This window comes from Frankia canadensis (assembly GCF_900197875.1).
Classification (GTDB): Bacteria; Actinomycetota; Actinomycetes; order Frankiales; family Frankiaceae; genus Frankia; species Frankia canadensis.
In genome coordinates, this window is sequence record NZ_FZMO01000526.1 from 19,716 (window position 1) to 33,837 (window position 14,122).

Here is a 14,122-nt window from a genome sequence, read left to right on the forward strand (position 1 = left end):
ACTTCCTTCTCGGGATCGACCCAGGTTACGCGGCACCTACGCCCCGCTCCCGGAGTTGACGCTTGTGCTGTTCCAAAGCGATCAGCTCACCGTAGGCACGGTTGAAGGCCTCGGCGTCGGACACCGGGTTGAGCCGCTGCACCCGCGACTTCAGGTCGGTGATCCGACGTGTCACATGCAACTCCTGTACGCGTGACATCTGCTCGTCGACATAACGATCATCAACATCGCGGTCGCACAACACCCTCTCCACGGCCAGAGCGGTGACGAGACGCCGCAGCTCCTCCTCCGTCGCCGCCGTGGACAGCTCGGCCACCCACGTGGCGACGTCACCGGTCCCCGCCAGCCCCCCGCACACCCCACCCAGCCGCGCGACCAGCTCGCGGATGGCGCGGTGCGCGGGAACAGTGAACATCTCCGGGGCCAGCGTGTCGAACATCGGCCCTGCAAGTCCCGGAAACTGGACGGCGAGCTTGAGCGCCTCCCGCTCGACGACCACGACCGGGTCGACGGTACCCGGCCGACGGCGGTCCACGGCGGACGCGACGGCGGCGGACCCGCGGCCCGCCCGCCCGGACCCCGGTGCCGGGGAGCCGGGCGCGGCCACCGAGCGGTGCTCGGCCACCCGGCGCACCACGAACTTCTCGTCGAGGAAGCCGAGCCAGCGGTCGAGGCTCACCGCGTAGCCGTGCCGCAGGCCGGCGTCCTTGATCCGGCCGACCAGCGGGGCGGCGGCGTCGAGCGCCGCGAGGCGACCCTCGGCGGTGTTGAGGTCGTAGCGGCCGAGCACGCCGCGGATGGCGAACTCGACCAGCGGCACCCGGCGGGCGACGAGCTCGCGCACCGCCGCGTCCCCCCCGCGCATCCACAGCTCGCACGGGTCGAGCCCGGACGGCTCGACGGCGACGAAGGTCTGGGTGGCGAAGCGCTCCTCGTGCTCGAAGGCCCGCATCGCGGCCTTCTGCCCGGCGGCGTCGCCGTCGAAGGTGAAGATGACCTCGCCGCGCCGCTCGTCGGAGTCCATCAGCAGCCGGCGGACGACCCCGACGTGCTCCTGGCCGAAGGCGGTGCCGCAGGTCGCCACCGCGGTCGTGACGCCGGCCAGGTGACAGGCCATGACGTCGGTGTAGCCCTCAACCACCACGACCTGGTAGCGCCGGGCGATGTCGCGGCGGGCGAGCTCCGCGCCGTAGAGCAGGCTCGCCTTCTTGAACAGCGGCGTCTCGGGAGTGTTGAGGTACTTGGGGCCGGCGTTCGGCGCGCCGTCGCCGGCGAGCAGGCGGCCGCCGAAACCGACGACCTCGCCTGCCAGGTCGCGGATCGGCCAGATGAGGCGGTGGTGGAACCGGTCGATCAGCCCACCGCGGCTGCCCTGCTTGGACAGCCCGCCGAGCACCAGCTCCTGGCCGGTGAAGCGGCGGGCGAGCAGGTGGCGGGTCAGCGTGTCCCAGCCCGTCGGCGCGTAGCCGACGCCGAAGCGGCGGGCGGCGTCCAGGTCGAACCCGCGGGCGTTGAGGAACTCCCAGCCCGCGCCCGCCGAGGGATGGCTCGTGAGCTGCTCGGCATAGAACTCGGCAGCGACACGGTGCGCCTCCAGCAGGCGCTGGCGCTGGCTGGAGACGGTGCGGTCGGTCGTGCCGCCGCCCTCGAAGGTCAGCGTCACCCCGGCGCGGCGGGCGAGGCGCTCGGCCGCCTCCCGGAAGCTCAGCCCATCGATCTCGCGGACGAAGGAGTAGACGTCGCCGCCCTGCTGGCAGCCGAAGCAGTGGAACAGACCGGTCGCCACGTTGACATAGAAGGAGGGCGACTTCTCCTCGTGGAACGGGCACAGGCCGACCAGCTCGTTGCGCCCGGCCGGGCGCAGCTGGACATGCTCGGAGACGACGTCCGCGATCGGCGAGCGCTCCCGGACGAGGGCGACGTCGGCGTCACGGATCCGTCCGGCCATCCGCCCCTCCCCTCGTCCCTGCCGGGCGAGGTACCTCGCCCGGGGCAGATCGCCCACCTATTGTGCGCTGCGTCATACCCACTGGGCCGATCTTTGGAACGCTGTGGGCGAACCTCCGGCCGAGGCCGGCGGCCGCGCACGCGGCGCCCCGCACATCGGTCCTACGGCTGCGATGGTACGTGTCGTAAGCGCGACAGTACCGATCATGCCACGTGAATGTTGAGGACAATGCCCGCCACCTGCGGCGCAGTGATACACGGGCCGCCCGCGGCGATCATCGATCACCACCCGGGCGACCGTCGCCCGGCCGGCCGACGCGCCGTGGCCGCACCCGCGCGGGCTGCTTCCCACGGACCCGCCCCGTCCCCGCCCGGGGGTACGCGACTCCCCCGCGGGCAGGACGGCGGCGCGCGGGGGACCCACTCCTCACAGGACGCGGCGCACCGGGCGGCCGCGCAGCGCCGCGTGGCGCCGCTCGGCGCTGGCGTCGGTCAGCCGGGCAACCTGGTCGATGACCACCCGCAGCCGCGCCGCGTCGTCCGGCGCGGCCTGGAAGATCACCCGTAGCGACGGGTCCAGCGACCGCGGCGCGTCGCGCAGGAGCAGCTCGACGAGCTCGCCGATCACCTCCCGCTGGCGGACCTGGCGGGCCCGCGCCCCCGGGCGCTCCATGACGTACCAGGCCGTGACCCCCTTGAGCGCGGCGCACTCGGCGATCGTGGCCGGATCGACCACCAGGTCCGCGCCATAGCGCCGCAGCGGCCCCGCCGGGTGGCGCTCGCGGGTGGCGCGCACCGCCGCGCGGGAGAACCGGGCGATGAGCTCGCTGGTCATCTGTCGCAGGGCCGCCTGGCCGCGGGCCGAGGTGATCTCCGATCGGATCCACCAGGGCTGGGCACGCAGCGTGTCCAGGGCGGCGGCGACGGCCGCGGCGGTGGATTCGGGGAAGCGCCGCGCGGTCGCGGCCGCCAGCTCGTCACGGTGCGTGGCGTCATCGAGCGCGGCGAGCTCAATGTGCCCGGCGACGACGCCGTCCTCGAGATCGTGCACCGAGTAGGCGACGTCGTCGGCCCAGTCCATGATCTGCGCCTCGATGCAGCGCCGGCCGGGCGGCGCGCCCTCGCGCAGCCAGGCGAGGACGGCCAGGTCGTCGTCGTAGGCGCCGTACTTCACCGCGCCCGGGTCGGGGCCGCGGCCCCGCGCCCACGGGTACTTCGTCGCGGCGTCCAGGCTCGCCCGGGTCAGGTTCAGGCCCGCGCTGCGCCCGTCGTCGTCGACGATCTTGACCTCCAGCCTGGTCAGCTCCCGCAGGCTCTGCGCGTTGCCCTCGAAGCCGCCGCAGGCCCGCGCAGCCACGGCCAGTGCCTGCTCGCCGTTGTGCCCGAACGGGGGGTGACCGAGATCATGCGCCAGGCAGGCCGCGTCGACGAGGTCCGGGTCGGCGCCCAGCTGGGCGCCGAGCTCGCGGCCGACCTGCGCGGTCTCCAGCGAGTGCGTCAGCCGCGTACGCGGGAAGTCGTCGTCCAGCGGGCCCACGACCTGTGTCTTTCCGGCGAGGCGGCGCAGCGCGCTGGAGTGCAGCACGCGCGCGCGATCCCGGGCAAAGGGACTGCGAGGCCCCGGTGTAGCCTTCGGACGTTCCGCGACCCGACGGACCGTGTCCGGGGTGTCATACCACTCAGCGACCACGAGCTTGAGCGTATCGGCGCGATTCGGGGACCCCGGCCGATCGCAGCGACGATACTTTGTGCGCACCCTTCACCAAATCGGCCCGGAGGCCTGCCGTGGACAAGATCATTAAGTATGCCGCCATCGCGTTCGTCATCTTCTTCGTGGTGACCGCACCCAACAGCGCGGCTGGCATCGTCCACCGCGCCTTCGGATGGCTGCACTCGTGGGGCAACGGCGTCTCCGAGTTCGTCAGTAACACCGTCGGGTGATCCCCGTCCCGCCGGCCCCGATCTCTGAGACACTGCGGACGTGGTGAGACTCCAGCTGCCGGACCCGGCCCAACGCGACACCAAGTACCTGGCGTCGCAGGAGCGCCTGGTCATGATGGTGCGTCTGCACTGGGCGGTGCTCCTGCCGATCCTGCTGCAGACCGTGGGCGCGGTCCTGCTCGCCCTGGTGGTGAACATCCTGTTCGCCTCCAGGGACGTCAACGGCGGCTTCGTCACCACGCTGCTGTGGTACTTCGCCCTGTTCATGATCCTGCGCATGCTCTGGAAGATCGCGGACTGGCAGTTCGACCACCTGATGATCACCGACAAGCGCCTGCTGAAGGTGTCGGGGATCTTCTTCCGCAAGGTGCAGACGATGCCGCTGTCCAAGATCACGGATCTCACCTACAACCGGGATCCGTTGGGCCGCCTGTTCGGCTACGGCGAGTTCGTGGTCGAGTCCGCCGGTCAGGACCAGGCACTGTCGAACATCAAGTTCCTGCCGCGGCCGGACCGGCTCTACCTCACCCTGGTCGACATGACCTTCGGTGGGGCGCCCTCCCCGGCCGGGGACGACTGACCGCGCACCCCTGACCACGCTGCCAGGCCTCCCGTCTGGGGAGAGACGGATCTCTGGTCGGCCGCGTCGGCGCGACTGGGGGACGCGCCTCGGGCGGGGTCGGAGGGCTCACTCACACGAGCCCTCCGACCCCGTTTCACGTTCTCCCCTGTCGCGGTCTGCCTAGCGGAGCAGGTCGCGGGCGGCCTCGGCGATGTGCTTCGCCGAGATGCCGGCCGCGTCGAGCAGCTCGGCGGACGTGCCCGAGCCCGGCAGCGAGCGCACCGCGAGGTGGCGGACCGACAGCTGCAGCCCACAGTCGTCGAGCGCGCCGAGCACGGCGCTGGCCAGGCCGCCCTCGGGGTAGTGGTCCTCCGCGACGACGATCCGCCCGCCGGTGGCCCGCGCCGCCTCGAGCACCGTGGCGGCGTCGACCGGCTTGACCGAGTACAGGTCGATGACCCTGGCGGCCACGCCCTCCGCGGCGAGCGCGTCGGCGGCGGCGAGCGACTCGTGCAGCGTCACCCCGGCACCGATGAGGGCGACGGTGTCGCTGTCCGAACGGCGCAGCACCTTGGAGCCGCCGGGCGCGAACGGCTCGTCGGGGCCGTAGAGCACGGGGTAGGCGCCCCGGGTGGTGCGCAGGTAGCTGACCCCGGACAGGTCGGCCATCGCCTCGACGAGCCGGGCCGTGGACGTCGCGTCACTCGGGTAGAGCACCGTCGACCCGCCGACCGCCCGCATCATCGCCAGGTCCTCGAGCGCCATCTGTGACGGGCCGTCGGCGCCGATCTCCACGCCGGCGTGGCTGCCGGACAGCCGGATGTCCGCCTGCGAGATCGCCGCCATCCGGATGAAGTCGTAGGCGCGGGAGAAGAACGCCGCGAACGTCGAGGCGAACGGCACGTAGCCGCGTACGGACAGGCCGACGGCCGTGGCGACGAGCTGCTGCTCGGCGATGAAGATCTCGAAGAAGCGGTCCGGGTGGACGTGGGCGAAGTCCTCGGCGTGGGTCGAGTTGCTGACCTCGGCGTCGAGCGCGACCACGTCGGTACGGGCGCCGAGCGCCGCGAGCGCCTGGCCGTAGGCCTTGCGGGTCGCGACCTTGGCGCCGAGCTCGAAAGCCGGCAGCGTGATGGCGGGCCGCACGATGGGCGCCGGGCGGGGCAGGTCCGCGGACGGCACCGGGCCGCGCACACGCAGGTCGCGCTCGCCGCCGAGCTCGGCGATGGCGCGTTCGGCCATGTCGGCGGGCAGCGGCTTGCCGTGCCAGCCCTCAGCGTCGGCGACCTCGGAGAAGCCCTCGCCCTTGCGGGTGCGGGCGAGGATGACGGTCGGGCGGCTCGCGTCCTCGGCGTCGGCGAGGGCGGCGTCGATCGCCTCGATGTCGTGGCCGTCGATGACGACCGCCCGAGCGCCGAACGCCTCGACACGGGCCGCGTAACGGTCGAGATCCCAGCCGAGCTCCGTCGGGCCGCGCTGGCCGAGCCGGTTGACGTCCACGATCGCGACGAGATTCGCCAGCTGGTAGTAGGACGCCTTGTCGAGGGCCTCCCACACCGAGCCCTCGGCCATCTCGCTGTCGCCGCACAGCACCCAGACCCGGTAGGGGACCTTGTCGAGGTACTTGCCGGCGATCGCGACGCCGACACCGTCGGGCAGCCCCTGGCCGAGCGAGCCGGTCGCGACGTCGACCCACGGCAGGATCGGCGTCGGGTGGCCCTGCAGCCGCTCACCGAAGCGGCGGTAGCCGTTCATCAGCTCGTCGTCGGTGACGACGCCGACCGCCTTGTAGATCGAGTAGAGCAGCGGCGAGGCGTGACCCTTGGAGAAGATCAGGTGGTCGTTCGCCGGGTCCTCGGGGTTGTCCCAGTCGTAGCGCAGATGCCGGGCCACGAGCACGGCAAGCAGGTCCGCCGCGGACATCGACGAGGTGGGGTGCCCGGACCCGGCCGAGGTGCTGCTGCGCACCGAGTCGACCCGCAGCTGCTGCGCGAGTTCCCGGACCGTGGTCAGATCGGCCGTCCCGACCGCGCTTTCGGATACGGGAGTTGCCACACCAGTCTCCTTATTCTGATCTTGATCGCGATCTCACGAATGCTGTCGCATGTGTCACGTGGCTGTCCCTGCCGCCAAGCGTCACCACCGCTTGACGCATTACCCTTTCGCCCGGCGATCCGAACCGTACCAGCGCGGGTGACCACCGAAGAGGGTCGAGCGGGCCGCTGGTAGGTCACATCCCCGAATAGCCCGATTTCATCCGGCCGGCGCCGGGACCGTTCCGCACCGCCCGTGCCGGCGGCGATGCGGCGGGACATACCGGCCGTCCGCGGTACCGCCGCGGCCCGCGGGCCGCGAGGTGCCTCGCCGGGAGGTGCCGCCCGGTAGCCGGCAGGTGCCCGCCGTCAGCCGGCACGGCGCGCCGGACCGTCATACCGCGCGCGTCGTCGCCTCGGGTGGCGAGGCCCGGTGGAACAGCTGGTACCAGCGGTAGCCGATCCCCTCCCGAAGGATGTAGTGGACCTTCGTGTCGACGCCGTGGACCGCCGGACCGGTGGTGACCGGCGAGGTGGACGCCCGCAGCCCCAGGTCCCGCGCCATCGTCCGGGAGCGCAGGCTGTGCCAGGGGTCGGTGACCAGCACCGTCGAACGCCAGTGCCGGCTGTTCATGACGCCCGCCACCGCGGTCAGCGAGCCCAGCGTGTCCGAACCCTCCGGGACGACGATCACGTGGTCCGCCGGGATCCCGCGCCGGCGCAGGTAGGCGGCGCCGGCCTCGGCCTCGGTGTAGCGGTCGCCCGGCTGCTTCCCGCCGATGGTGATGACGTCCGGCGCCACGCCCTGCCGGTACAGCGCGAGGGCGTGGTCGAGCCGGGCGGCGAAGACGGCGGAGGGCCGCCCGTCGTACTGGGACGCCCCGAGCACGACCAGCGCGTCGGAGCGCGGGTGATGATCCTCCCGGCCGACCCACCACACCTGGACGAACGTCACGGCGGCGAGGACGACGACCGCCGTCACGCCGGCGAGCACCACCCGGATCGCCCACCGCCACCAGCGCACCCGCCACCAGTCCGCGCGAAACGGACGGACGGTGAGACGGGGTCGGGACAGTGCCACAGAAAGGACGTTAGACCTGCGCCGCACTCGATCGACCACGGCGCCCGATATGTCGGATCTCCCATCACCGCCAGGCGTCATCACGCCGGACGTCATCTCGACGATCAGCAAACGGGCGCGACCAGGCGTAGTCGACGACGGTTCCGCCGGCCACCCGCCAGTCTCAGTGACCGGCGGTGGCCAGCGTGCCGAGCGCCTCCCAGTCGAGGGTGCCCGCGGTGAGGTCACGGATGGTGGCGAGCAGGCCAAGGCGGGCCCGGCGGACCGCCGGGTCGGAGTCCATCACCATCAGGCCGTCGAAGAAGCCGTCGACGGCGGCCGGCAGCGCACCGGCGGCGGCCACCAGCGCGTCCAGCGGCACGGGCACGCCGCGAGTCGAACCGGCGGCCGCGGGGCCAGGCTCGGCGCCGTCAGCCTCGGCGCCGGCGGGCGCGAGCCGGGCGGTCAGATCGGTGACTACACCGAGCAACCGCGCGGCGGCCGGCTCGGTGAGCCGCTCGCCGTCGACGACCGCGGGAGCGTCGGCGGGCACGATGCGGCGCACCCGCTGCAGGGCCGCGGCGAGCGCGGCGAACCCGTCGTCGCCGAGCAGCGTGCTCAGCGTGGCGAGGGTGGCCTCCGCCCGTGCGGGGGCACCGGTGTGCGGGCCGACCGCGCCGACGAGCCGGTGGTCGACGCCGCGCTCGAGCAGCTGCTGGGCGTAGCGGCCGCGGATGAACGCCTCCGCCGCCGCCAGCGCCTGCTCACCGACCGGCACCGGGGTGAGCAGCGCGGCCCGGGCGAGCAGATCGGTGAGATCCAGGCCGGCGAGCCGGGGCTGACCGGTGAGGATGGCCGAGACGCCGAGCGCGGCGCGGCGCAGCCCGAACGGGTCGGAGCTGCCGGTCGGCGCCGCGTCGAGGGCGAACAGGCCCACGAGCAGGTCAAGCCGATCGGCGAGGGCGAGCAGCGCGCCGGGAACGGTCCCGGGCAGCGCGCCGCCGGCGCGCCGGGGCAGCTCCATCTCGTACAGGGCGGTGGCGACCGCCTCGGGCTCGCCAGCCCGCCGGGCGTACTCGCGGGCCATCGTCCCGGCGAGGCTGGACAGCTCGATGACCATCTGGGTGGCGAGGTCGAACTTGGCGAGCGCGGCGGCCCGGTCGAGCGTCGCGAGATCCGCGCCGGCGAGGCCGATCGCCTCGCCGAGGCCGCGGGCGAGCGCGCCGACGCGGTCCGCCCGGTCCGCTACCGACCCGAGGCGCTGCTCGAAGGTGAGTTTTGCCAGGCCCGCGCGGAACGTCTCCAGCGGGACCTTGACGTCGGCGTCGTAGAAGAACGCCGCGTCGGCGAAGCGGGCGCGGATGACGTCCTCGTTGCCGGCCCGGACCAGCGCCTCGTCGACCGTCCCGTCGGCAACGGCGAGGAAGGCGGGCAGCAGGCGACCGGCGGCGTCGCGCACCGGCAGGTAGCGCTGGTGCTTGCGCATCACCGTGGTGAGGATCTCGGTGGGCAGCTCGAGGAAGCGGTCCTCGAAGGAGCCGAGCAGCGGTCGCGGGTACTCGACGAGGTTCGTCACCTCGGTGAGGACGTCGCCGTCGGCGTCGGCGTCGATGTGGCCGCCGATGTCCGCGGTGAGCTTGGCCGCCTCCTCGACGACCAGGTCACGCCGGGCCGCCGGGTCGAGCAGGATCGCGTGGGCGGCGAGCAGCTCGGGGTAGCCGTCGGCGCCGGGCACCTCGATCGGCTCCGAGCCGGCCCGACGGTGCCCGCGGGTCGTCCGCCCGGCGGCGAGGCTGGACACCGCCACCGGGACCACGGTCTCCCCGAGCAGCGCGACGAGCCAGCGCACCGGACGGCTGAAGGACAGCGTCGCGTCGTTCCAGCGCATGTTCCGCTCACCGCGCAGCGCCGCGACCACCTCACCGAGCAGCCCGGCGAGCACGTCGACGGCGTCCCGCCCGGCCTCGGTCCGCACGAGCGCCACATGCTCGACGTCGCGATGAGTGACGACCTGGAGGTCGGCCGGGTCGGCGCCCTGGCCGCGGGCGAAGCCGACCGCGGCCCTGGTGGGAGCGCCGGCGGCGTCGTAGGCGGCGGAGGCCCTCGGGCCGCGCACGACCCGCTCGACGTCGGGCTCGCGCGGGGTGACATCGTCGACGACCGCGACGATCCGGCGGGGGGTACCGAGGACCCGGATCTCGCCGTGCGTCAGCCGGGTGGCGCCGAGCCGCTCGGCGAGGCCCGCGCGCACCGCCGCCACCGTGCGCGGCACCTCGGCGGCCGGCAGCTCCTCGGTGCCGATCTCGAACAGCAGCGTGGCCGGCTCCGTCACCGGGGCGCCGACCGGCGCGGGCACGGCCGCCGGCGCCGGGCTCGCCACCCCCAGCGGGTGGCCGAGCTCCTCGCGGCGGTCCCGCCACAGCGCGGCCACCTCGCGGGACAGGCCGCGCATCTGCGCGAACGAGGTGGCCCGCTCGGTCGTCGACACGGCGCCGCGCGAGTCGAGGACGTTGAAGGCGTGCGAGCACTTCAGGACGTAGGAGTGGGCCGGGACGGGCAGCCGGGCGTCGATCATCCGGCGGGCCTCGGCGGCGTAGTCGGCGTAGAGGCGGCGCACCGTGTCGATGTCGGCGTCGTCCAGGTAGTACCGCGACATCTCGTACTCGGACTGGCCGAACACCTCGCCGTAGGACACCCCCGGCGCGTAGGTGAGCTCGCTGAAGTGGCGCACCCCCTGCAGCGCCATGAGGATGCGTTCCATGCCGTAGGTGACCTCGACGCTGACCGTGTCCAGCGTCTGCCCGCCGGCCTGCTGGAAGTAGGTGAACTGGGTGATCTCCAGCCCGTCGAGCCAGACCTCCCAGCCCAGGCCCCAGGCGCCGAGCGCGGGCGAGGCCCAGTTGTCCTCGACGAAGCGGACGTCGTGGGCGGCGGTGTCGATGCCGATAGCCTCGAGGCTGCCCAGGTACAGCTCCTGGGCGTTGCCCGGGTCGGGCTTGAGGATCACCTGGAACTGGGTGTGCGTCTGCAGCCGGTTCGGGTTCTGCCCGTAGCGCGAGTCGTCCGGACGGACCGACGGCTCGACGTAGGCCACCCGCCATGGCTCCGGGCCGAGCACCCGCAGGACCGTGGCCGGGTTGAGCGTACCGGCGCCGACCTCGGTGTTGAACGGCTGCATGATCATGCAGCCGCGGTCGGTCCAGTAACGGGTCAGCGCCAGCAACGCGTCCTGCATGGTCAACATCGGGTGAGCCTCGGCTTTTCGCTGTCACGGTCACGGACGGGGCGGGCGCCCCGCCCGCCGGTGCGGACCCCGGGCCGCGCGGGCGGGCGGCTGCCGCGGACGAACCGGTCCGGCGATCACGGCCCGGCCGCCGGCGCACCGGGCGGCCGGACGGCGCGGCGCCGAGCCGCCGAGCGCTTCGAACCCCTCGGAGCTTCGAACCCCTCGGGACACGGATCCGCGCGTCCATGATGCTGAGTCGAGGCTACCGGTCGCCACCGACTTTCCCGCGTCAGCCCGCCGCCGCGCGAGGCGTGGGCGTCCCGCGCGACGCGGTGGTCGTCAGGAAGCGGGCCGGCGGCCGGGTGCGGCCGTGTCCGCGTCGGCGGCACGGTCGGAGGCGAACACCAGGTCCGCCCCGCCGGCCGACGGGGCGTCCGCCGCGGCGAGCACCTCGAAGGCGCCTGGCGCGTCGACGGCGTGGACCAACAGCGGCGTCAACGTGCGCCGCACGTCGAACAGGGACAGCGCCCGCCGCCAGGGCCCGGGCCCGTCCCACTCGGTGATCAGCAGCCAGGACTCCTGCGCGTCCAGCGCGCGGGCGACCCGGCCGCGGCGAAACCCGGCGGCGCCCCCGAGCACCGCCAGCACCTCGCGCACCGCCGCGGGGAAGTCGTCCGCCGCCGCGGGCGGCACCGTGAAGGCGATCTGGGCGACGACCGGCGCGGAGGCACCGGCCGGCGGCCGCCAGCCGCGCCCGCCGGCCGGATCGCCCGGGCCGTTCGCCCCGTCCGGTCCCGGCCGCGGGGCCGGGCCGCGCGCGGCGTCGCCGACCCGCTGGTCCTCGTCAGGCACGGTGGGCGACGGTGCCGCCGTAGCGGCGGTCGCGGCGGGCGTACTCCTCGCAGGCGGTCCACAGGTCGCGGCGGTCGAAGTCCGGCCACAGCGTGTCCACGAACGAGAACTCGGCGTACGCGGCCTGCCAGAGCAGGAAGTTGCTCAGCCGCTGCTCGCCGGACGTCCGGATGACCAGGTCGAGGTCGGGCATGTCCGGCTCGTCGAGGTAGCGGCTGACGGTCGCCTCGTCGATCCGGTCGGGGCGCAGCCGGCCCGCGCGCACGTCCCGCGCGATCGCCGCGGCGGCGTCGGCGATCTCCGCCCGGCCGCCGTAGTTCACGCACATCACCAGCGTGAGCCGGTCGTTGTCGCGGGTCAGCTCCTCCGAGGACTCCAGCCGTCGGATGACGCTGCCCCACAGCCGCGGGCGTCGGCCCGCCCAGCGCACCCGCACCCCGAGCGCGTCCATGTCGTCGATGCGCCGGCCGAACACCCCGTCGGTGAACCGCATGAGGAACGCGACCTCGTCCGGCGAGCGCTTCCAGTTCTCCGTCGAGAAGGCGTACACCGACAGCCACCGCACGCCGAGCTCGATCGCGCCCTCGACGCAGTCGAACAGCGCGTCCTCGCCGGCCTCGTGCCCCTTGGTCCGGGCCAGGCCACGGCGTTTCGCCCACCGGCCGTTGCCGTCCATGACGATGCCCACGTGTTTCGGGACCAGGCTCGGCGGCAGGGCCGGGGGCCGGGCCCCCGAGGGATGGGGATGCGGATCCCGAAAACGCGTCCCCAGATCATTGCGCACAGTCACTGCCTACCTCCCCATGCCGGGCCGGGGCAGCGCCGAGCCGTCGTCCATCGCACCGTTTCCTGCCATCGCCACACGTCCCCCTGCCGACGCCGGTTCCCGCGGGGAACGCCCACCGTCGCCGTCCACCTCACCATGTCCGTCCTCGTCCCCTCCCACCGCGTCCTCTCCCACCGCGTCGTGCTCCCCGCGCGTGCCGCTCCCCCGCTCGACCTGTCCGCGGCGCGGCTCCGGCCCGCGCCGCGGCACGCCGGCGGGCGCGGGCGCGTCATGCCCGTTCCAGATACGGCAGCGCGCGCAGTCCCCGCTCGAGATGCCACTGGAGATAGGCGGCGACGATCCCGCCGGCCTCCCGCCGCGCACGCGTGTCACTGCGCAGCGCACCGTCCCAGTCGCCGCGCAACAGGTCGGTCAGCAGCCGCACCGCGCCGGCCGACACGGAGGCCGCGCCGTGCGGACGACATTGCGCGCACACTACGCCGCCGCCCGCGACCGACAGCGACGGGTGCTGCCCCGGCTCCCCGCACCGGGCGCAGTCATCCAGGGCCATGCCGTACCCCGAGACGGCCAGTGATCGAAGCAGAAAGGCGTCCAGCACCAGCGGCGGCGGGCGCTCCCCTGCCGCCAGCGTCCGCAGACCACCGATGAGCAGCAGGAAGAGCCGCAGCGCGGGTTGCCGTTCCTCACTGGTCAGGCGCTCCGCGGTCTCCAGCATGACGGCAGCGGCGGTGTACCGGGCGTAGTCGGCGGAGATCTCCGCGCCGTAGGGCGCGATGATGTCGGCCTGGGTGACCGTGTCCAGCGACCGGCCGGAGTGCAGCATCAGGTCGACGTAGGTGCCCGGCTCCAGCCGTGAGCCGAACCGCGAGGACGTCTTGCGCACGCCCTTGGCCACGGCCCGCACCCGACCGGTACGCCGGGTGAGCACGGTGATGATGCGGTCAGCCTCGGCGAGAGGGGTCGTTCGCAGGACGACCCCTTCGTCGCGATACACCGGCACCCGCCCATGGTTGCACGCCCCCGCCCCAGCAGGGTAAGGCGAGGTCGTCCGGCGGCACGCCCCACCAGGACAACCGGGGCCGACAACTGCTGGTATTCCCGGTATCACCCGTTGTCTCCTACGCCGCTGTCCGGCCGGACTCACCCGAACGACACGCCGCCGGTGTGCGGATGATGGTGGGGTGCGGGTTGTACGGCGGACGGCGCGAGCGATCCTGATCGACCCCGATGGCCGGCTGGTGCTCTTCCGGCGGACGCTGCCGAAACGCAAGCCCTACTGGTCCACGCCCGGCGGCGGGGTGGACGCCGGGGACGACTCGATCGAGGCGGCGCTGCACCGGGAGCTCGCGGAGGAACTCGGCGCCACCGTCGACCGCGTCCAGCAGGTCTTCCTCACCAGCCCGCCGCGCGGCGGCGGCATCACCGTGGCCCACTTCTTCGTCTGCCGGCTGGTGTCCATGGACCTGTCCCTGCGCACCGGCGAGGAGTTCACGAACCCGGCCAAGGGCCGCTACGACGTCGACCGGATCGACCTGCACGGCAAGAAGCTCAGCCGCTACCCGTTGCAGCCGCTCGAGGTCAAGGAGTTCATCCTCGCCAACCGCCAGGCGCTGCTGATGGCCGCGCTCGACGACGAGACCCCGCCGCTGACCAGCCCGCCCGCCCCGGGCCGACAACTGCTGGTATTCCCGGTATCACCCGTTGTCTCCTACGC

11 protein-coding genes are annotated in these 14,122 nt (G+C 73.4%); 3 read left to right on the forward strand and 8 right to left on the reverse strand.

Going from position 1 to position 14,122, the window contains the following annotated elements; translation table 11 throughout:
- Positions 1-25: 25 nt before the first annotated feature.
- Both dnaG and C1A33_RS28115 read right to left on the reverse strand, forming a co-directional pair.
- Positions 26-1,948 (reverse strand): DNA primase, encoded by a 1,923-nt coding sequence (dnaG, locus tag C1A33_RS28110; RefSeq protein ID WP_101834815.1) that lies wholly within the window; start codon positions 1,946-1,948, stop codon positions 26-28.
- A 426-nt stretch (positions 1,949-2,374) separates the two neighbouring features.
- Positions 2,375-3,637 carry a deoxyguanosinetriphosphate triphosphohydrolase gene (locus C1A33_RS28115; protein ID WP_101834817.1) on the reverse strand — a complete coding sequence of 421 codons (1,263 nt, stop codon included), beginning with the start codon at positions 3,635-3,637 and terminating at the stop codon, positions 2,375-2,377.
- Positions 3,638-3,732: 95 nt separating this feature from the next.
- Between C1A33_RS28115 and C1A33_RS35370 the strand changes: the two genes are divergently transcribed.
- Positions 3,733-3,888, forward strand: a complete 156-nt coding sequence (locus C1A33_RS35370) for a hypothetical protein (protein ID WP_165818620.1) — start codon at positions 3,733-3,735, stop codon at positions 3,886-3,888.
- A 40-nt stretch (positions 3,889-3,928) separates the two neighbouring features.
- Positions 3,929-4,468, forward strand: coding sequence for a PH domain-containing protein (locus tag C1A33_RS28120; RefSeq protein WP_101834819.1), 540 nt, complete (start codon positions 3,929-3,931; stop codon positions 4,466-4,468).
- Between the two features lie 162 nt (positions 4,469-4,630).
- Here the strand turns inward: C1A33_RS28120 and C1A33_RS28125 are convergent, their stop codons facing one another.
- From C1A33_RS28125 to recO, 6 genes are all read right to left on the reverse strand, one after another.
- Complete coding sequence (locus C1A33_RS28125; RefSeq protein WP_101834821.1) at positions 4,631-6,505, reverse strand: transketolase; 1,875 nt, start codon at positions 6,503-6,505, stop codon at positions 4,631-4,633.
- Positions 6,506-6,877: 372 nt separating this feature from the next.
- Positions 6,878-7,564 carry a YdcF family protein gene (locus C1A33_RS28130; protein WP_101834823.1) on the reverse strand — a complete coding sequence of 229 codons (687 nt, stop codon included), beginning with the start codon at positions 7,562-7,564 and terminating at the stop codon, positions 6,878-6,880.
- Between the two features lie 163 nt (positions 7,565-7,727).
- A complete protein-coding gene (locus tag C1A33_RS28135; protein ID WP_101834825.1) occupies positions 7,728-10,787 on the reverse strand; it encodes a glycine--tRNA ligase in 3,060 nt (1,019 codons plus the stop codon).
- Between the two features lie 321 nt (positions 10,788-11,108).
- The gene (locus C1A33_RS28140) at positions 11,109-11,621 is read right to left on the reverse strand and encodes an antibiotic biosynthesis monooxygenase (protein ID WP_101834827.1); all 513 of its coding nucleotides are present in this window, start codon (positions 11,619-11,621) and stop codon (positions 11,109-11,111) included.
- Entirely contained in the window at positions 11,614-12,411 is a 798-nt protein-coding gene (locus C1A33_RS28145; RefSeq protein ID WP_101834829.1) for an isoprenyl transferase, read from the reverse strand. The genes C1A33_RS28140 and C1A33_RS28145 overlap by 8 nt, the downstream gene beginning before the upstream one ends.
- A 265-nt stretch (positions 12,412-12,676) precedes the next feature.
- Positions 12,677-13,408 carry a DNA repair protein RecO gene (gene recO, locus C1A33_RS28155; RefSeq protein WP_207770546.1) on the reverse strand — a complete coding sequence of 244 codons (732 nt, stop codon included), beginning with the start codon at positions 13,406-13,408 and terminating at the stop codon, positions 12,677-12,679.
- A gap of 181 nt (positions 13,409-13,589) precedes the next feature.
- Between recO and C1A33_RS28160 the strand changes: the two genes are divergently transcribed.
- Positions 13,590-14,122, forward strand: a 533-nt coding sequence (locus C1A33_RS28160; protein ID WP_133150859.1) for an NUDIX hydrolase, incomplete at its 3' end; no start/stop codon positions are given.